The 19,966-nt window shown below is 46.5% G+C and carries 12 protein-coding genes; 3 read left to right on the top strand and 9 right to left on the bottom strand.

Going from position 1 to position 19,966, the window contains the following annotated elements; genetic code table 11:
* Positions 1-66 precede the first annotated feature (66 nt).
* The 7 genes from DW800_RS05865 to DW800_RS05895 all read right to left on the bottom strand — a co-directional run bounded on the left by DW800_RS05865 (position 67) and on the right by DW800_RS05895 (position 14,525).
* Positions 67-2,220 carry a glycoside hydrolase family 97 protein gene (locus DW800_RS05865; protein ID WP_005827672.1) on the bottom strand — a complete coding sequence of 718 codons (2,154 nt, stop codon included), beginning with the start codon at positions 2,218-2,220 and terminating at the stop codon, positions 67-69.
* Positions 2,221-2,241: 21 nt separating this feature from the next.
* A complete protein-coding gene (locus DW800_RS05870) occupies positions 2,242-4,740 on the bottom strand; it encodes a glycoside hydrolase family 31 protein (protein WP_117600886.1) in 2,499 nt (832 codons plus the stop codon).
* A gap of 34 nt (positions 4,741-4,774) precedes the next feature.
* Positions 4,775-6,580, bottom strand: a complete 1,806-nt coding sequence (locus DW800_RS05875) for a glycoside hydrolase family 66 protein (protein ID WP_117703287.1) — start codon at positions 6,578-6,580, stop codon at positions 4,775-4,777.
* A gap of 13 nt (positions 6,581-6,593) precedes the next feature.
* Positions 6,594-8,090, bottom strand: coding sequence for a SusF/SusE family outer membrane protein (locus DW800_RS05880; protein WP_005827666.1), 1,497 nt, complete (start codon positions 8,088-8,090; stop codon positions 6,594-6,596).
* A 19-nt stretch (positions 8,091-8,109) separates the two neighbouring features.
* Positions 8,110-9,600: a RagB/SusD family nutrient uptake outer membrane protein gene (locus DW800_RS05885; RefSeq protein WP_165853107.1), complete on the bottom strand. Its 1,491-nt coding sequence runs from the start codon at positions 9,598-9,600 to the stop codon at positions 8,110-8,112.
* Between the two features lie 14 nt (positions 9,601-9,614).
* The gene (locus DW800_RS05890; RefSeq protein ID WP_009038352.1) at positions 9,615-12,617 is read right to left on the bottom strand and encodes a SusC/RagA family TonB-linked outer membrane protein; all 3,003 of its coding nucleotides are present in this window, start codon (positions 12,615-12,617) and stop codon (positions 9,615-9,617) included.
* Positions 12,618-12,866: 249 nt separating this feature from the next.
* Positions 12,867-14,525 carry a DUF6377 domain-containing protein gene (locus DW800_RS05895; RefSeq protein ID WP_008664452.1) on the bottom strand — a complete coding sequence of 553 codons (1,659 nt, stop codon included), beginning with the start codon at positions 14,523-14,525 and terminating at the stop codon, positions 12,867-12,869.
* Between the two features lie 206 nt (positions 14,526-14,731).
* Here DW800_RS05895 and DW800_RS05900 point away from each other — a divergent pair, with 206 nt between their 5' ends.
* The 3 genes from DW800_RS05900 to DW800_RS05910 all read left to right on the top strand — a co-directional run bounded on the left by DW800_RS05900 (position 14,732) and on the right by DW800_RS05910 (position 17,226).
* Positions 14,732-16,033, top strand: a complete 1,302-nt coding sequence (locus tag DW800_RS05900) for a GNAT family N-acetyltransferase (RefSeq protein WP_117703285.1) — start codon at positions 14,732-14,734, stop codon at positions 16,031-16,033.
* A gap of 35 nt (positions 16,034-16,068) precedes the next feature.
* Positions 16,069-16,536, top strand: a complete 468-nt coding sequence (locus DW800_RS05905) for a hypothetical protein (RefSeq protein ID WP_008664449.1) — start codon at positions 16,069-16,071, stop codon at positions 16,534-16,536.
* A 246-nt stretch (positions 16,537-16,782) separates the two neighbouring features.
* Positions 16,783-17,226: an Hsp20/alpha crystallin family protein gene (locus tag DW800_RS05910; protein ID WP_005827646.1), complete on the top strand. Its 444-nt coding sequence runs from the start codon at positions 16,783-16,785 to the stop codon at positions 17,224-17,226.
* Between the two features lie 80 nt (positions 17,227-17,306).
* On the opposite strand, the gene DW800_RS05915 is transcribed toward DW800_RS05910, so the two are convergent.
* The gene (locus DW800_RS05915) at positions 17,307-18,443 is read right to left on the bottom strand and encodes an acyltransferase family protein (protein WP_117703284.1); all 1,137 of its coding nucleotides are present in this window, start codon (positions 18,441-18,443) and stop codon (positions 17,307-17,309) included.
* Positions 18,444-18,756: 313 nt separating this feature from the next.
* The gene (locus DW800_RS05920) at positions 18,757-19,872 is read right to left on the bottom strand and encodes an ABC transporter permease (RefSeq protein ID WP_119957896.1); all 1,116 of its coding nucleotides are present in this window, start codon (positions 19,870-19,872) and stop codon (positions 18,757-18,759) included.
* Between the last annotated feature and the right edge of the window lie 94 nt (positions 19,873-19,966).

A 19,966-nucleotide genomic window follows, 5' to 3' on the forward strand; every position in this document is an offset into this window, starting at 1 on the left:
ATAGTATTAGATTTAAGGTTAACAAAGGTTGGAGTACAGCGGTACTCCTTTTTTTATGCCCGTAAATCAGATATTCCCGGAAAGCCTCTTCAGTCCCTTCAATACAGATTTATCTTTCACCTCCATGATGCTGATGGCATAGCCGCCACCGGAAGCAGCTTTCAGTTTCAAGACCGTTTTGGGAGAAACGATACCTTCACGGATAACATAAGCTTGCGGATTTGTCTTATAATCGGCATCTTTTGCATCGGCATAGACGGTTGCAATATACTGCTTGTCTGCATCCAGGAAGTCCAGTTTCAGAGTTGAAGCATGTCCGTGCTCACTGCTGGTGCAACCGATAAACCAGTCATTCGTACCTTTTGCCTTACGGGCAACAGTGATGTAACGTCCCGGCTCAGCTTCCAGATAGCGGCTGTCGTCCCAATCCACAGCCACATCTTTGATGAACTGGAAAGCATCCATGAAACGCTCATAATTCTCAGGAAGGTCGGCAGCCATTTGTAGAGGGCTGTACATAGTGACATAAAGTGCCAGCTGACGCGCCAAGGTAGTATTGGCATGCGTATGGCTGTTCGGATTCAACTTATTGATGTCCATTTCAAAGATACCGGGCGTATAGTCCATCGGACCACCCTGCAAACGGGTAAACGGAAGTACCGTTGTGTGGAAGGGCTTGTTACCGGCAAAAGCCTCGTACTCCGTGCCTCGGGCAGATTCATTGCCTATCAGATTGGGATAGGTACGGCATAAACCAGTCGGACGTACCGCTTCATGGGCATTGACCATTATCTTGTGTTTGGCAGCTTCGGTCACGGCGTATAGGTAATGGTTGTTCATCCATTGTCCATAGTGATGCTCGCCACGGGGAATCATATTGCCTACGTAGCCACTCTTTACCGAATTATATCCATATTTATTCATCAGACGGTAGGCAGCTTCCATGTGCCGCTCATAGTTACGGACGGAAGCCGATGTTTCATGGTGCATCATCAGACGGACACCCTTGGAATGAGCATATTCATTCAGATACTTGATGTCAAAATCGGGATAAGGAGTCACGAAATCGAAAACATAATCCTTGGAATTACCGAACCAGTCTTCCCAACCCGTATTCCAACCCTCCACCAATACCTGGTCAAAACCGTGTTCGGCAGCAAAGTCTATGTACTTCTTCACATTAGCCGTGTTGGCCGGATGAATGCCGTTCGGTTTCACCTTGGAATAGTCCGTATCATCCAGTTTCACAGAAGGGAGGTCAAAAGTATATGCCCAGGGCTTTCCCCCTGCAATCATTTCCCACCATACGCCGACATATTTCACCGGCTTAATCCAGGAGGTATCATCATACTTACAAGGCTCATTCAGATTGAGAATCAAATTGGAGGCCAGTATCTCGCGGGCATCATCACTGACTATGACCGTACGCCAGGGAGTATGGCAGGGAGACTGCATATACCCTTTATTTCCTTGAGCATCCGGAGTCAGCCAGGATTCAAAAACGAGGTTCTTGTCATCCAGGTTGAGATGCATGCAAGAGTAGTCCACCAAGGCTGCCTCGTGCAGGTTAAGGTACACTCCATCAGCTGTTTTAAGCTGTATGGAAGTCTGGACACCTGTCGGCGAAAAGACAGTTTGTGACGCATTGTCACTCACAGCTCCCTGCAGCAGTCCACGGATTTCAGAGAGTTTGGACTCCGTGTAATCATATTCCTGGGTATCATAATCTCCCGGAATCCACCAGGCAGTATGGTCGCCGGTCATGGCAAACCGGGAATGCTCTTCCTTTATCACAAAATAAACCAGATTCTTCTGTTGCGGAAACTCATAACGGAATCCCACGCCGTCATCATATACCCGAAAACGGATATTCATAAAACGAGTGGTAGACGGTTGTTCAAGTTCTACCAGCAATTCGTTGTAGTGGTTGCGGATATCTTTTGTTTCCCCCCACACCGGTTGCCAGGTTTCATCGAAAGTGGAAGTAGAAGTCTTTACTACTTTGAAACCATCCATCAGGCTGGTAGCTCCTTTCAGTTCCAATCCCAACGTACTGGGATTGATGACGGGAGTCCCTTTATAATCCACCTGATAGGCTAGTCTCCCGTCTTTTGTCAGTTCAAAATCCAGCTTCACCATGCCCGAAGGGGATGAAATGCCTTCAGCATTCCCCGCCAGGGCAGAAAAAAGCAAAGCTGCGCTAAGTACAAATTTCTTCATAATAATGATATGTTTTTTGTGTTAATAGACAAACTCAATGATATGTTCCTTTCCATCATCCGGCAACCTCAGCAGGCAGGTCCCCTGCTTCTTGTCGGGACACCAGGCAGTTATCGTAAACTCTGTCTCCCGATTTTCTTCCAGCTTTCCGACATTCGTTTTCTTGATTTTCTGACCGTCCAGCAAAGCTGTTTTCGGCATCTGTTCCGTATAGATGCAGAACATCAGGTTTCGTTGGCCGGGTAAGCTATATTTCTCACCGGTCCGTGTACCTACTTTCAGCGTATAGCCTGTGTCGGTAGTCTGGCAAGTAATAGGAGTGCGCATGAACTCTCCACGCAAATATCCTAAATCAGTTCCTGCATCTTCATAAAGCGAGAAGGTAGTTTCACTGCCCGCTGCAGCAGGAAATATCTCAAACGTAACCGGATAGACCGGTTTCTCATCCGTATAGTTCATGACCGGCATTTGAGGTATGATACTTCCCTGCTTTACAAACATAGGAATAGTATTGAGGGGAGCATCCACCGTCATCCATTGCTCACCGCTATATGCTGTGTGTTTGTTGTTGTAGTCAATCCAAGTTCCTTCAGGAAGATACACATTCTTGTTTCGCGCTCCTTTCTTTACCACCGGAGCAACCAGCAGTTCGCTGCCAAACATGAACTGGGCATCCGTAGAGAACGTTTCCATATCTGCCGGATATTCCAGAAACATCGGTCGCATGAGAGGCAACCCCGTTTCGTGTGCTTCGCGGGCATACGTATAGATATAAGGCAAAAGACGATACTTCAATTCGATGGCTGCCTTGGCATTCTTCTCGGCCTCTTCGCCGAACAGCCACGGCTCCACAGCCACGTTGCCCTCATGATGAATGCGGCTCAGGGGATTGAAAGCGCCCATCTGTATCCACCGCGTATAAAGTTCAGCCATCGCAGGATAATCCTCTATATCTCCGCAATAACCGGTAATGTCACAAGTAGTAAAAGGAATAATTCCCAAACCGGCAGACAACAGTACCGGAATCTGATTGGCCATCTGTCCCCAACCCTGCGTCACGTCATCACCGTTTCCACAGTCACCGGTCCAGCCGAAAGTATAGCGTTGCAAGCCCGCAAAAGCGGCACGTGTCATCTGAAATACGCGACGGTTAGGATTCCGTTTTTCAAACTGCTCCTTCACCACCTTATCCCACGTAAGACCATAAACATTGTGAATCTCATCATGCATGCCCAAATGGTGTTTCATCACCAGGCGTTCCGTCTGCTCCTCATTGCTCCAGGCAGGTTCACCCATATCAGTCCAGAAACCGGCAATGCCATCATCAATGGGCTTCTGCTGATAAGCTCCCCACCAGTCTGCCACAGCAGGAAGGGTGAAGTCCACTACGCCACAATTACCGCCCCAGGGCCAGGGCATGTCATAACTCCTGCCGTTGGTGGAGTCCTTTACCAGATACCCTAACCTATCGGCTTCCTCCCATTGCCGCTTATTGGCTTGTGAAATGACCGGATCTTGCGAAACCACCACCTTGAAGCCCATATCCTTGAGGTCTGCAAGCATCTTTTTCGGATTCTCGTAGTTCCCTTTCCGCCACTCAAAATCCTGCAAATACTGTGTCCAGCCTATGTCCTGGTAAATAACATCACAAGGAATTCCGCGCTTACGATAGCCTTCAGCTATTTCATAAGACAATTTCTCGCTCGTCAGCAGTCCCCGGCATTGTGCAAAGCCCAATGCCCATTTAGGAGGCATTATGGGTTTTCCCGTCAGGTCGACATATTGTTTCATGATTTCCTTATAATCCTTCCCGAAGATAAAATAATAAATCATCTCTCCCCCAGGAGCCTCGAAACTGTAGTAATCGCGGCTTTCCGTACCAAACTTAAATTCGGTCTTATACGTATTGTCCAGGAAAATACCATAACGATAACTGCTCATAAAGAACGGAATACTCTTGTAGAGCGGGTCCTCAACGGTACTATAACAAGGCTTGTCACTGTTCCACATCTTGTAGGCTTCGCCGCGACGGTCCAGCTTGCCGGTCTTTTCTCCCAAGCCGAAGAAGTGTTCGTCACGACGGAGGGTCTTGTATTCCAATTTGCGCTGCCCGTTACTGATATGCCCCTTATCGGCATAATCACTGAACAGCAGTTTCTGATACTTGTCGAATATCTGTAAGTTAAACGGAGACTTGTTTACCCGGATACGGAGTTTAGGGGTAAAAATCTCGTAGCAGGCATTCTGTTCGTCCACATGGACGGTACCGACATCCTCCAGGTCCTCATTGACGACGGCAAAGGAAGGATTATTCCGCTGGAAACTACCGTCGGGAGAAAACCATATACGTACCGTAGACTGGCTACACAGACGTAATTGTATGGCAGAACTGTCATTTAAATAGAAGGTCACACTCCGGTCGTCACTGGTATAGGAAGTGCAGTCTCCGGTGCGGTTCTGTGCATTCGCATATACTGAAAATGCACAGACGGCAAAAAATAAAAATATATATTTCTTCATTACTATAATCTGTTTGTTCCTTTATTGGATACTCTTATTCCATCACAAGCATGCTCCAGTACTTCAGCAAGGGCAAGATAAAGGTAACCGTGCCGTCCTTCTGTTCGAATGACAGTTCCTGCGAAGCACCGGCATGGAAATCGGGCGATGCAACCCATATCTTGTTCACTTTACCGGAAACATTCATCTTCAACGGCACGTCGGACACCAGACGCGGTTCGGGCATTGTTCCGTTCAAATCCCTCCAGCTTAAGTTATCCGCATTGAGGAAGTTGAGCAGATGAATGACTTGCCTGCCATTTACATTCTTGGCATATACAGTGATGGCAGACTTCTGCGGCGGCCATGCATTCAGAGAAAGATTCCGCGCAGCATCCGTACAGTTCAGAGAAACGGAAATCTCCGCCTCCGTATCTTTATCACGAAGCAGGTTCTGATAAGCCGTCATAAAGTCATAATAACGAATCATGGCTGTTTTCAGTACATCGTTCATCTGCAAAGCCGTGCTTGGAAAGTACTCGCGGCATAGCATGTGGTCACCCAATTCCAAATGAGAGCCTCCCAAAGCAAATATCACAGCATCCGTCAGCAGCACACCCGGTGTATTGAACTCACCGGTACTGCTACCTGCCTTGTCATAGTTCATATATGCGGCAAACACCGTTTTCAAGGCATGGTTGCCATACTGGTCGTTCGCTTTGATAATGGTGTGCAGATCCTTGAAGCCTGCCTCATCGCCCCATACTTCATTATAAAGGAAATCCACTTTACCCGTACCAGCTATCTGGGAAGCTCCATAGCTGGAGACGGCATTCATCACCAAACGCTTGTCCGGATGCTTCTGTTTCATGGCTTCGATGAACGAGGCATATCCCTTAGGCAGATTTACCTTATTGCCATCATAGTCATAGCGGTCACCCCGGTTTCCCAGTTGGTCTATCTGATAACCGTCAAAGTCCAGATTGGCATAAACATCATCGTTTCTCTGGGCAATATATGCCTGCCATTCCGTATTGGCGGGATTGAGCAGGAAGATATTACTTTTCCAACTGGAGGGCAAGTCATGCGAATCCTTATCCATGCGTCCCGTGTTCTTGAATATGTACCATTCTTCCTTTACCCCGTCGGAAACGGCATCGTCCAAAGCTCCGAAACATAGATTGTAGAACATGGACTTCATGCCCAGGCTGTGTTGTGTAGAGATATACTTCTTCACTACCTCGGTATAGACCTCCCGGTTGGCAATGTCCTTATAGACCTCGTCCAGATGCTCACGCGTACCGCCCAACGGCCAATGATGCTTGTTGTGCCAATCCTGAAACTGTACCCCGTTAATGTGGCAACGGTTCAGGAAAGCCATCTCCTTCTCTATCACTCCATCCACCTTTTTCGAAGCATCAAAAGTGGCAACGAAACCATAACGTGGAAAACGTGTCCAGTCACTGGATACATCTACGGCAATAGTACCAAGAATAACCTCTGTTCCATTCTCTTTTGTACGGTATACATCCACCAGATAACCGGTATAATCGGTTGCCGGAGCAGTCCAAGTCCAAGTAGTACCGACAGCAGCCTGCTCCGATACAACCTTGTCCATTGTCCGGTAGCGGATTTTAGCTCCGGCAGGAAGGGCGTCAGCTGTAAAAGAAACACTCTCGCCCGGCCGGTAACATGCCTTGTCGGTAGTGAGATTGACCGTCAAGTCCGAGGTGACTGGGGTTACTTCCGTAACCCCTCCACTCTCTCCGCCTCCACCGGTACCGCTACCGGTATCATCACTCTCCTTGCTGCATGCAACCAGCAGCAAGGCTACCATTGTTGTATAAACTATCTTCTTCATCTATTGTAGATACCTATTGTTTCACGATTGAAATTGTCTCTTCCAGCTGATTCAAAGTAATCAGATAGGAACCTGCTGTCGTAATCTTCCACTTCTGGTCGATGCCGCCTACCATCACGTCCAGATATTGCGCTTTGAACGCTTCGTCTGATTTATCAAGGAAAAGCATCGGTTCTGTTTCTCCTGCAGGCTGTTTGTCTGCTACAGCCGGCATGAACCAGGCTCCATTCCAATCTTCCTGCTTATCACAAGTAAATTTCAACTCACCGGCATTCAGCGTACCTTTCCAAGTAAACACATACGGATTATCCGTTGTCTGCATCGGCGTAGCATCACCAATCGTCCAACCGGCCGGAGTAGCATCACCTACCATATAAATCATCTCATACGGAGTAAATTCGCTCATCATCATGCGTTCCTTACCACTACGGATATCCATGCAAATCTTGTAGGCCTTGCCGCATTCCCCATCTTTCAGCACCCATTTATTGTCCGGGTCGAACCCTTTCACAAACACCACTTCTGTATCGGTATAAGCAGCATCGGCATTCTTGGCCTTATACATGTTCTCCCAACTTCCATCGGAGGTTCCGAACTTGAATTCCCCTCCTTTGCCCACTTCAAAGAACTTGCCGAAGCGGAACAAGTATGGATCGAGCACATCTTGTTTCATCTTCACGAATCCCCAATCCGTAGCGTTACCCACAAAATAAAGCTGGTCGTAGGCAGGTGCCAACGTCTCTGTCTGGGTCAATGTAAGAACACCGGTAAACAGATTGGCTTCGACGATGTAATTATGGTCTTCTTCGACAACAAAAGGTTCATCCGGCTGGTCATCACTGCTACGAAGAACCAGCAATCCATCTGTTCCTTTGTTGTAAGAGGGCAGGAATGAGCCTAAGGTCGTGATGAACTTAAATTCACCGGCCACAAGCCGGCCCGTCCATGTAAAGATACCATTGTCCTTGCGGGTCATCTCTGTCGCATCATCGGCACTCCAGCCGCCCGGAGTGGCACTACCTATCAGATAAAGGGTGGATGTGAGCGGTTTATAGGCTGTAACACTGAAAGCAGTGGTAGACACCTGTTTTTCGTCCCGTTCTGTTACAGTAGCTGTCAAGCGCGCTTCCAACGAAATGTTCTCCCCGGCAGTTGCCCCAAAATGGTTGCGCAGGATGTCATTCAATTCCTCCACGCTCTTTTTCCATGAGTATTCTTGTACAGCATTCTCCACAGCTACATAAGAATCTGCAAAATCACTGCCGGTCTTGGTCAATTCCAGCGTATAGGAAATTTTATTACCCGTCCCATAATTGGTTCCCGTAGTCCAGGAAAGCTCCAGGGCATCATCGGCATGTGCCTGCTCATTCAAAACAACTTCCGTCTTGCTGGCCGTCAGTACAAGTTCATTCTGTCCTTTATCCAATTCCATGTAATCATCATCTACACAAGCAGATAAGGCTGCACAGCCCAGTAAGGCAAATACAAGGTGTGAAATATATTTCTTCATATTCTTCTGATTAAATTAATTAATAACCCGGGTTCTGCACCATTAAGGTATTAGCATCCATCTCCGTCTGCGGAATAGGGAACAGCAAGCGGTTCTTGTTCACGTTGCTCTTTCCAATGGAATGCAGGAATTTAATGGCATACTCTCCATTGTTGACACGAATCATGTCGAACCAGCGATGCCCTTCGAAAGCTAGTTCCATGCGGCGCTCATGGATAATCTTTTCACGCATGGTTTCCTGTGACAAGCCCGAAACCTCCGGCAGTCCGGCACGCTTACGTACAATATTCAAAGGCACGGCAGCCTGGTCAGGGCGTCCCATTTCATTCAAAGCTTCGGCCTTCTTCAGCAGGACGTCCGCATAACGATAAATCACGAAGTTGGCAGGATTGGTATTGTATTCCGGAGAAACCGTTTTCGACACCAGAAACTTGCGTACATTGTATCCCGTATTGGAATAAGAGCTTTTGTAAGCCTTACCGTCAAAATCCGGACATCCGGCATAAAGCACGGTCAAATCCTTACGTTTGTCACCGCTCTCATATTGACCCACAAATTCTTCTGTAGGCTGGTTCCAGCCATAACTGCCGGCAACAAAGTCCGAATTACGGGGACCCATGAAAGTTGAAAGCCAGGAAGACTGCGGATTGTTTCCCCAAAAATCATATTCCGTATTGCCCGAATACTGGACCTCGAACAAAGATTCCGGCCCGTTATTGACCAATGCATCGAAATTGTCCTCATACTTGCAGGAAGAAAGGTCATACCCCAAATTTGTTATCTCATCACACAAATCAGACACCTCCTGATAATATTCCGTATGATTAGGAGCCAGCGTCAGATAAATATCTGCCAACATGGCCAAAGCTGCATCTTTGCAGGCACGTCCCACGTTCTCGTCGTCGTAAGAAGACTTGGCAGGAAGCAGGTCAACCGCATTCTTACAATCGGAAATTATCTGGGCATAAGTCTCTTCGACTGTAGCGCGTGCAATGTCTGTCGGTTCTCCCGGATTATAAGGAGCCAAACGCAGTGGAACACCACCGTACAGACGTACCAATACATAGTAATAATGTGCACGGAGAAAATAAGCCTCTCCCAGACAGCGGTTCTTGATTCTCTCTGACACGGCTTCAGCCTCCAGAAGACTATTCAACACAATGTTGCATTGTCCTATCCCCACCCAGGGAGAACGCCACATGTACAATGCCATGCCATTGTCGCTCTGCGTTATGAAGTTAGAAGCTTGTATCGTTTCAAGGCCGTCGGTACCGCCACCGGCACCCACCAAACTGTTACCCGCCACAATATCCAGTGTCCAGATACGCTGGTTGTACATATTGGAAGACTGAAGGGTGCGATAGCAGGCATTGGTCAGAGCAATGGCCACATCATCGGTCACCGTCGTTTCCGGGTCAACCGTATTTTTAGGAGACTTGTCCAGAAAGTCGTTGCAGGAAGCCAGCAGCAATACTGCCAGCATATATAGTAAATTTGTTATCTTTTTCATATCCGAGTCAATCATTAAAAGTTAAAGTTTAATCCTAAGCTGAACGTACGGGAAATGGGGTAACGGTTCTGGTCTATTCCGTTAATACCCACTTCAGGGTCGAAACCGGAATATCCGGTGATGGTAGCCACATTCTCACAAGATAGGGAAAGGCGTGCATTCTCAATCTGGGCTTTCTGTAACCACTGCTTCGGGAAAGTGTATGAGAGTGTGATATTCTTCAAACGCAGATAAGAACCATTCTCCACAAAGCGGTCTGACACGCGTGTATTCTGATTGGGGTCGCCGAACACGGCACGCGGCATCGAATTGCTGGTCCCCTCTCCTTGCCAACGCTTCAGTACGTCGGTAGTCTGGTTATAGGCAGCTGCCATACCGGTATTGTCGATATTGTTGGCATTGTATATCTTATTTCCGGCTATACCTTGTAAGAAAACAGAAAGTTCGAAACCCTTATAGGAAAGGCTATTGTTCATGGAGAACAGCCAACTTGGGTTCGGGTTACCGATGACGGTACGGTCACTATCATTGATGACACCATCGTTGTTCAAATCCCTGAAACGGATATCACCCGGCTCAGCTCCCGGCTGCACGGCATGTGTATTCACTTCGGACTGGTTCTGGAAGATTCCGTCCGTAACATAGCCGTAGAAGACATTAATGGGATAGTCCTTTGCCAGCATCGTTACATAGGAGTTATTGATTTGGTTAATGTAATAAGGAACGTCGCTGTTCAAATCCTTAATTTTATTCTTGTTGTAAGTGGCGGTCAGGTTCGTTTCCCATCCCAGTTCACCGGTAAGATTGATGGTATGCAGACTCATTTCAATACCTTGATTACGTACTTTTCCGGCATTGGTATACGTGGTTGTAGTATCTTCAAATCCCGATGTGATGGGGATAGACGCCTTTACCAGCATGTCTCTCGTCTCCTTCAGATAAGCATCGAACGAGAACATAACGCGTGAATTGAACAGTGAGGCATCAAAACCGATGTTGGTTTGTGCCACCTCTTCCCAATGGATATACGGGTTGGCGAGAGTAGAAGAAACCAGCGCTGTCTGATTGCCGCTCGAAATGCCAAAAGGATATACACTGGTATTGTAGGATGCCAGATAGCTGTAGTTTCCAACACTTGCCTGGCTACCGGTCACACCGTATCCCGCACGCACTTTCAGGTCATTGATATAGTCGTTTTTTGGAAACCACTTTTCCTGAGAGGCACGCCATGCCACAGATACGGAAGGGAAAGTACCCCAGCGATGTTTCTTACCGAAACGGCTGGAACCGTCACGACGAATGGTTGCAGTCAGCAAATAGCGGTCTTCGTAAGAGTAGTTGACACGTGCCATGTAAGAGAGCAATGCCCACTCTGTCTCGTTTCCACCGATGGCATACATTTCCTCGCCATTATCCATTTCGTGCACATTGTCGAACATAAACACATTCTTCTGCGCATTCAGGTAGTCATTGGTGTTCCATTGGGCAGACATACCGGCCATCAATCCCACACGATGTTTTTCTGCAAAAGTATGGTCGAATAGGAAATAGTTGTCCCACAAATAAGTGAACGACTTGTTATCGCTCTTATAACGTGAAGTCTCCTCTGTGGGAGTGGGTTTCCAGTTATACTTGGGGGTAAAGTTGTCTATGAACCAGAATTTGGCATCGTAGCCGAAAGTACTTTTAAACTTAAGCCATTTGGTAAAAGTAAGTTCTGCCGTCAAGTTGGCCAGGAAGTTATATCCATCAGTCTGACTCTTGTTCAGTTCCGTCGGTCCAATGGGGTTGCGCGTGCTGCCATACCATTCCGAGTTACCATCAGGGCCACTCCAACTGCCATCTTCATTCTTCACCGGATAAATGGGGAGCGCTTTCAGCGCATCACCTATATTATAGCTGCCCGACTTCTTCGTATCGGCACTGAACGTAATGTTATTGGAGAACTTCAACCATTTCAAGACTTGCGCATCACTGTTGGACTGGAATGTGAAGCGACGGTAATTCACACTCTTCACGATACCGGACTGATCCAGAAAACCACCGGACACATAATAATGGGATTTCTCGTTACCGCCGGAATAACTTACCGTATAGTTCTGCATCACACCCGTACGGAGCAATTCATCCATCCAGTCGGTACCTGCACCCAATTCAGAAGGATTGGCCCATTCCGGATTAGGATTGCGTCCACTGTTCACCATCATGTCATTACTCAACTCGGCATACTGCGCCGCGTTCAATAAAGAAGGTACGTTCGTAGCATTCTGGAAAGAGTAATTGGCAGATACAGCAAGTTTTCCTTTTCCTTCCGTACCGCGTTTGGTGGTAATCATCACAACTCCATTAGCTCCCCGGGAACCGTAGATGGCTGTGGCCGAAGCATCCTTCAATACATCCAAACGTTCCACATCGGCCATATTTAAGGAAGACAAGCCCAAGTCGGTAGGCACTCCGTCAATCACGACCAGCGGGTCGCAGTTGTTGATAGAACCCAAACCACGAATCTTGATGGATACATTGTCTCCCGGTTTACCGGCATCTACAATCTGCACACCTGAGATTTTTCCCTGGATGGCTTGTCCCAAATTGGATACGGGGGAATCCTTGATATCCTTGTTACCGATGGAGGACACTGCTCCTGTAAGGTCGCTTTTCTTCATGGTGCCATACCCTATCACCACCACTTCATCCAGCATTTCGGCATCTTCAGACAAAACTACCTGAAGCTGTTTCTGTCCCTTCACCTGCACCTCTTGAGTCTTATAGCCTACAAATGAAACGACAAGAGTACCGTTCGAAGACATGTTCAAAGAGAAATCACCGTCAATACCGGTTATTGTCCCATTTGTGGTTCCTTTTTCCATTACACTGGCGCCAATAACCGTTTCACCGGTCTGGTCTTTCACTACACCTTGTACTGTAATTTGCTGTGCGAACATGCACATCGGAAGTAACATTCCTATCAGACAAACCATCATCCGTAGCCTGCTGATTGGCATTTTGTACTTTTGCATAATATAAGAATTTAAAGTTAATAATAAAAACATAAATCACATGTGTCACTCTTTCCGAAGAGGAACAATGCAAATGTATCAGATAAGAGAAGCCAATAGTGGAGGAAAGAGTAAAAAAGTAGTGGTTTACATCATTCAAAAAGGCTTAAACCACTATATATCAATAATATACAAAATTATTACCCAACTAAAAAAGTAGTGAAAATATAAGGGTAAAAGAGACACTTCCAAGCTTCAAAACCCCTATTCTCAGTTCTTCGACTTGCCAATTGTCATCACTTCCTGTTCCAACAAGTCGCGGTCACCGGCAGCCTTGTTGCGAACCTTCGTACGATAGTTATAAATGGTGGTAACAGAATACCGAAGGAACTGGGCTATCTTCACGCTGTCAGTAATGCCCAAACGTATCAATGCAAAGATGCGCAACTCTGTATTCATCCGTTCGCCGGCTTTCAAGGATATTTGCTCATCATCGGCAAGCAGGGCATTGAAGTCTTCTACAAAAGTAGGAAACAGCTGCAGGAAGGTATTATCAAAGTTGGTATAGAATTCCTTTAATTCCCCCTCTATGAATTTAGAAGACTTGATGTTCTTGTAGAGTTCCTCCACATTTCCGGTAGCGGCAATCTTTCCCAGCGACCGGCGGTAATTGTCCATCTTTTCCAAATAGACCGAGCACTGGTCCATATAACGGCCGATATACTCCTCCTTCAGATAGGAGTTTTCGGCAATGCTGTGGTTGGCCTCCTTGAGTTGTGCATTGGAAAGGTGAAGCTCATCATTCAGCTCCTTCAACCGTTTGTTGGCGTCAATCACTTCCCTGCGGGCGGCAGCCACTTTCTTCATCTGCTTGTATACATAAAATATGGCAAGCAACAGAAAAAGTGAAAGTAGGCTGATAGATACCAGTGCCCATTTCATCTGCTCCTGCTGCTTCTCCGTCTTTTGCTGGTAAGCATCATTAATGATAGGAAAGATTTCCAGAATCTCCAGCTTGCGCAACCGGGCATTGCAGGCGGCTGCATCTTCCATACATATCTTTACATAAGAATAGGCACGCTCGATGTCTCCTTCCTGGTAAAGCAGTACGGCGAGCTTGCGTAAAGAGATATATTCACGGACAGCGGTTTTCATATCCGCCATAGCAGAAACAATCAGGTATTCCTTTTCCTTCTCTTTGTCCCCTTTCAGCCGGTAAGACTCTGATAAAGTATAGGCACAAATCGCAACGTCGTGTTCATAGTCCTTCTGCAGCGCCAGATAATCCGTCAGCAAACGGATGGCCTTGTCATATTCATTGCGTACATTATACTGGTCGGACTGAATCAAGGTATGTATCAGAAGATTATCTTTATTGACCAACAGCAACGAATCACGATATTTGTCCGTAAGCTCCGTATAAAGCTTCTTTTCATATGCCGTCACGGCATAATCGGCCATAAGGCCATAGACCGTACGGTAGATATGGTAATAATATGGATGGATATCCACCGGCAACCGGTCTATATGGATATTCCGCATCAAATCCATAACTTCCTTATACATACCGGTCATTCCCAAAACATCTGCTTTATTCATGCGGGCATTGTCTATGTATTCCCGGTTTCCAAGACGTATGGCTATCTGTTCCCTTTCCTCGGCCATGTGCAATGCAGAATCCGTATTGAACGAACGGTACTCATCCAGCAATGTGCCAAGAATGGCAAAACGTTCTTCATCCGGTATCTGTCGATGCAACTGTCTTTTCAGTTCCACCAGTTTCAGCTCTTTCTGCTCCATATATATGGGACGCTCCTTTATCGCCTGGTCCAGTTTCAGCAGCAAAGAATCCGCCCGGCTGCTGTCTGCAGCATGAAGGCGGCACATACAGATGGTACAAAGACACAAGAATATGATTATATTTTTCATCCGGCTTTCCGATTAGTTAAAGGCAATACTTTTTGAGAATCCTCATGCAAAAGTAATTAAAATACCATAAAAACCTATTCTACTATCATTAAAAGCTCGAAAGCAGAGTGATAAAAAGGCATACTGCAAGCAAAAGAATCAAAATATTGAATTACCTTTACGGAAAATCCAAAGAAAGACCATATCATAAATATCATCCGAGCATCATGGATATACACACATTTATTGCCAATTATCAGGAAGCTTTCGGCCAACACGCCGAACTCCCCATCGCCTTTTGGTATTCAGACCGAATGGAGGCATCTACAGAGAAAGTAACCGGTTGTCTCTTCAAATGCATGAAACAAGTCAGAGACGGCAAAACCGTCAGTCTCAGCAACAAAACAATTACCTGCGGAGGAGGCAAGTTCTATACCGGATTTACAGAAATGCCCGAGCGCGTCCCGGGGTTTGTCTCTTTGAAAGAGAAATACAAGAAGACTCCCGAAATGGTGGTAGATTTTGTCAATGAGCTACAGATTTCCAGAACTGACAAAGCCTATCTGCATTTTGCCCGCATAGACAAGATACCTTCCTTTGATGAAGTGGAAGGACTGCTGTTCCTGCCAACTCCCGACATTCTATCCGGACTGGCGACATGGACCTTCTTCGACAACAATGCATCGGATGCCGTAGCAGCCCCATTCGGCTCCGGCTGCTGTTCCGTCATTACCCAAACCATCATTGAAAACCGGAAACAAGGGAAACGTACTTTCCTGGGATTCTTCGACCCCTCCGTCCGCCCATACTTCGAAGCGGACTTATTGAGCTTCACTATCCCCATGTCCCGATTCAAGGAAATGTATCACACCATGCGCGAAAGCTGTCTGTTCGATACACATGCCTGGGGAAAAATCAAGGAAAGGATACAGCTTTCCCAATCAAGAGACGTACATATCCTCCCCTCTCCCATTTCCTTCCCCATCCTTCCGGACATTTATCTGCAGGAAATCAGAATGGAAGAGGCCGCAGCCATCTACCATGCCATCGACACACACCGGGATTACTTAAGAACATGGCTGCCATTTGTGGATAATATGCGCACAACAGCTGATGAAGAAGCTTTTTTACGTCAGGTACTATCTGCTCCTGCCGAACGAAATGAACCTATATTCGGTATTTGGAACCAGCAGCATGAAATCTGCGGACTGATAGGTTTCCATTTCTCCGATTTCGACAACCACCGTACAGAACTCGGCTATTGGCTACTGCCGGAATACCAGCACCGGGGCATCATTACTGAAAGTGTCCGCAAGCTGTGTCTGTGGGCCGTACAAGAAAAAGAGATAAAGCGGATACAAATTCGCTGTGCCGTGGGCAATGCAGCCAGCAACGCAGTACCGGTTCGCCTCGGTTTCATCCATGAGGGAACAGAACGTTGCGGAGAACTGCTGGCTTCTGGAGAATATACAGACATACATATATACAGCATCTTGAAAGAAGAAGTGCTGGCCAACCTCAAACGATAAAATATCAAATTATATATCAACTATTGAAATTATACATGGAACAACAACCTCATCTCAATGACCACAACAAGCAGGAGTACCCTCCTATGCATACAACGGAGCACATCATCAACCAAACCATGATAAGGTTATTCGGTTGCGGCCGCTCCATATCAGCACACATAGAACGGAAGAAAAGCAAGCTGGACTACCGTCTTGCCGCCTGCCCCACGGAAGAAGAAATAAAGAAGCTGGAAGAGGCCGTAAACGAGGTAATCGCCCGACAGCTGCCCATCACAACAGAATTCATTACGCAAGAGGAAGCGCAAGGACGTTTCGACTTGGAACGCCTGCCCGATGGTGCTTCGGAAACGGTACGTGTCGTGAAAGTAGGCGATTACGACGAATGCCTCTGCATCGGAGTACATGTGGAGAATACATCAGAAATCGGAACCTTCAAAATCATCAGTCACGATTGGAACGAAGAAGCCAAGCGTTGGAGAATGCGTTTTAAATTAGTCTGAAAATCTATCAATTTTAAATAAATAAGATAGCAAAATGGCATTAAACAAGCAAATAAGTCAGTTCTTCAATGACAAATAGTCAATAGAGTCAGCAAAGACCGGTTGGCATAAGGTTTGCAATATAGTTAGCGAACGACGGTTCAAGAAACGGACGGTGAAAAAAACAAAAGGCAGACACCCGAAGACAAAGAACCGGAGTTCAAAACTAAATAGCATGTTTAACTTAAACAATAGGAGACTATAACTATGATGCCTGTAAGAAGAAACCAAAATTGGTTACCGAGTATTTTTAATGATTTCTTTGACAATGATTGGATGGTAAAAGCAAATGCCACCGCCCCTGCCATCAACGTATTCGAAACAGCAAAAGAGTACAAAGTTGAATTGGCTGCTCCCGGTATGACAAAAGAAGACTTCAACGTTCACATCGACGAAGAAAACAACCTGGTCATCAGCATGGAAAAGAAAACAGAAAGCAAGGAAGAGAACAACAAGGACGAAAAGAAGGAAGGCCGCTACTTACGCCGCGAATTCTCATACACCAAGTTCCAGCAAACCATGATTCTTCCGGACGATGTCGATAAGGAAAAGATTGGTGCCCATGTAGAAAACGGCGTGTTGAACATTACATTGCCTAAGTTTACAGAAGCAGAAAAAGAAAAGGCCAAGAAATTCATCGACGTAAAATAACGCCCGACCATTAAAAAGAAAATCTCCCGCTGCACAAGATAATGCAACGGGAGATTTTTTATATCCATAGCTATGCGGAACTATTTCTTTTTCCCTTTCAGAAAACGGTCTGTCAGCCACTTGCGCACCGGTTCGTCGTACAGTTTCAAACAAGCATAAGCAAGAACAAAGGCTCCAACGAAAGTAAGTATCATATAAGGGATACCTTCCACCATTGTAGCGTTATTGTTGCATACCCAAGCCGTATAAGTATATACCAACGGATAATGGGTAATATAAATCGGATAGGAAATATCTCCCAGGAACTTGCATACGGCAGTAGAGCGCTTACCGGTCACCTTGCCGCCCGCTCCCATTGAAACAATGACCGGGAAGATGCAGATAATACAGAAAGCCTCGTAAAGCCCGTTCATCCAGTAACCATCCTCACCTCCGATACGGGGAATGGAAAGAACCACCACAATCAGCAGGCTGCACCACCAGAAAGCACGCTTTTCAAGCCGTATCAGCCAGCCGAGGCGTGACAGAAGCAATCCGCCGAAGAACGGATACATCAGCCGGACCATACCCACATACTGCTGTTCCCAGTTCAAGGCCCAACCACCCACAATATCGCCGGCAGGAGCAGTCAGACAACGGTATACCGTAAAACACCCTGCCACAAATACCAGCACCGACAGGGCCACCTTATTGAACTTGCGTACAAACAACGCATACAGAATATTACCGATATATTCATAATAGAGCGACCATGCCGGGCCATTCAACGGATGCATTTCCGTCCAGCCGCGAATGTCGAACTTCAGCGGAAGAGGAAGCAAGGTACAGCCCAGCAACATCACCAGCAGCATTGTTCCGATGGACGTATTCTCGATAGGTGGAAAACAAGGCGACTCCTGAAAATAGAAAAAGGCAGCGCCCACAATGCTTCCCATAATCACCATAGGATGCAGGCGGATGATACGGCGTTTGAAGAAAGTGCCCACGGTCATCCGGTTCCAACGGTCATCATAAGCATAGCCGATAACAAAACCGGAAAGCATGAAGAAGAAATCCACTGCCAGATAACCATGATTGATAATTTGAGTAAGATGGCTGCCACCTGCATGTGCTTCAAAAAGATGGAAGATAATAACCATGACAGCCGCCACGCCACGAAGTCCGTCAAGAATCTCATAATGCGGTTTCGAGGCAAGATAAGTAGTCTGTGTATTCATTTTGGTATAAGATATTTATTTATTCGCGTGCAAAGATAAGAGTTTTTTCCAATAAGGGAACTGATAAATATCATATAAACTCTATCAATCAATTACTAAGCAAAACAGATATTTTTCATCATTAGATACATATCACTATTTGCACCCTTTTTTCCGCACAAAAAACAGCTTTTATTATCCATAATAAAAGGGCTACACCTTTTCCTCCTCATGGTGTAGCCTTAAACACAAAAGGGTGTAGCTATCCAAGGCAAATGGTGTAGCCCTTCTTCAAAAAAGAGAGCCAAATAGGATAATAATAAAGAAAAATCAGTTAACTACTTTTCTTATAACTTTTTACCGCCCACAGATTGAAGACCAATGCAAAGACCAACACGGCTCCCAGTTGCGGAAGCAGTTCGGCAAATCCGCCACCACGGAGATAGATGGTACGCATCACCTCCACAAAATAGCGTAGCGGATTGATGCACGTAATCCATTGCGCCCACTCAGGCATACTGTGGATAGGGGTGAAAAGACCACTCATCAGAATAAGGATAAGCATGAAGAACCACATGACAAACATGGCCTGCTGCAACGTGGTCGAATGATTGGATATGACCAGCCCGAACCCCGACACCACCGGTAGAGAAAACAGCGCCATGCCGTAGATAGTGAGGAAATGTCCCGCCGGCAGAATGCCGTAAAGTACCCATGCCAGAACGAAACAGATGGTCAGCACCACAAAACCTATCAGCCAGTAAGGTATCAGCTTGGCGGCAATGAAAGTGAACTTGCCGACGGGGGTGACATTTATCTGCTCGATGGTGCCCGCCTCCTTCTCGCCCACCACATTGAGGGCAGGGAGAAAACCGCAAATCAGCGTCAGCAGCATTACCATGAGGGCAGGAATCATGAAAAGCTTGTAGTTCAGCGTGGGGTTGTAAAGATTCTGCGTAGTGATGTCCACCCGGGGAAGCGGCTTCCCGGCAAGCCCTTGCGAAGACGACTCCGAACCCAGTTCACGGGTATAGTCACTGATGATGGAAGACAAGTAGGATCCTCCCAGACTGCCCTTCGTGCCGTTCACGGCATTGGCCGCCACCAGCAGACGAGGCGCCTCTCCCTTCACCCAATCCTTTTCGAAATCACGGGGAATCTCCAGCACGACATCTGCCGAACCTGCTTCAATGGCCAGCAAAGCCTCATCGTATGTATCGGGAAGCGCTGTCAGGCAGAAATAAGTGGATGCACCGATTTTATCTACCAGACGGCGAGACAAGACGCTGTGGTCATTGTCCACTATATTCAGATTGATGTTCTTTATCTCCAGATTGGCGGCCCAGGGCATCAGTATCATAATCATGCACGGGAAAATGAAAATCAGCTTGGGCAGGAAGGAGTTGCGGAACAACTGCTTGAATTCCTTTTCAATGAGAAACTTTATCATAAGACGATATTTTAAAGATTTTAGACACAAGAACAAAAGAACAGATTTCCCGTATCCTTTTGTCCTTATGTTCTTCTGCCTGAATAATTAATAC

This window comes from Bacteroides sp. AM32-11AC (genome assembly GCF_003603515.1).
GTDB classification, from domain to species: Bacteria; Bacteroidota; Bacteroidia; order Bacteroidales; family Bacteroidaceae; genus Bacteroides; species Bacteroides uniformis.

Excerpts from the sequence above, each read along its gene's own strand:
- DW800_RS05890 (WP_009038352.1), bottom strand. The coding sequence starts at position 12,617 with ATGCAAAAGTACAAAATGCCAATCAGCAGGCTACGGATGATGGTTTGT.
- DW800_RS05915 (WP_117703284.1), bottom strand. The coding sequence starts at position 18,443 with ATGAATACACAGACTACTTATCTTGCCTCGAAACCGCATTATGAGATT.
- DW800_RS05875 (WP_117703287.1), bottom strand. The coding sequence starts at position 6,580 with ATGAAGAAGATAGTTTATACAACAATGGTAGCCTTGCTGCTGGTTGCA.
- DW800_RS05900 (WP_117703285.1), top strand. The coding sequence starts at position 14,732 with ATGGATATACACACATTTATTGCCAATTATCAGGAAGCTTTCGGCCAA.
- DW800_RS05885 (WP_165853107.1), bottom strand. The coding sequence starts at position 9,600 with ATGAAAAAGATAACAAATTTACTATATATGCTGGCAGTATTGCTGCTG.
- DW800_RS05920 (WP_119957896.1), bottom strand. The coding sequence starts at position 19,872 with ATGATAAAGTTTCTCATTGAAAAGGAATTCAAGCAGTTGTTCCGCAAC.
- DW800_RS05895 (WP_008664452.1), bottom strand. The coding sequence starts at position 14,525 with ATGAAAAATATAATCATATTCTTGTGTCTTTGTACCATCTGTATGTGC.
- DW800_RS05865 (WP_005827672.1), bottom strand. The coding sequence starts at position 2,220 with ATGAAGAAATTTGTACTTAGCGCAGCTTTGCTTTTTTCTGCCCTGGCG.
- DW800_RS05910 (WP_005827646.1), top strand. The coding sequence starts at position 16,783 with ATGATGCCTGTAAGAAGAAACCAAAATTGGTTACCGAGTATTTTTAAT.
- DW800_RS05870 (WP_117600886.1), bottom strand. The coding sequence starts at position 4,740 with ATGAAGAAATATATATTTTTATTTTTTGCCGTCTGTGCATTTTCAGTA.
- DW800_RS05880 (WP_005827666.1), bottom strand. The coding sequence starts at position 8,090 with ATGAAGAAATATATTTCACACCTTGTATTTGCCTTACTGGGCTGTGCA.
- DW800_RS05905 (WP_008664449.1), top strand. The coding sequence starts at position 16,069 with ATGGAACAACAACCTCATCTCAATGACCACAACAAGCAGGAGTACCCT.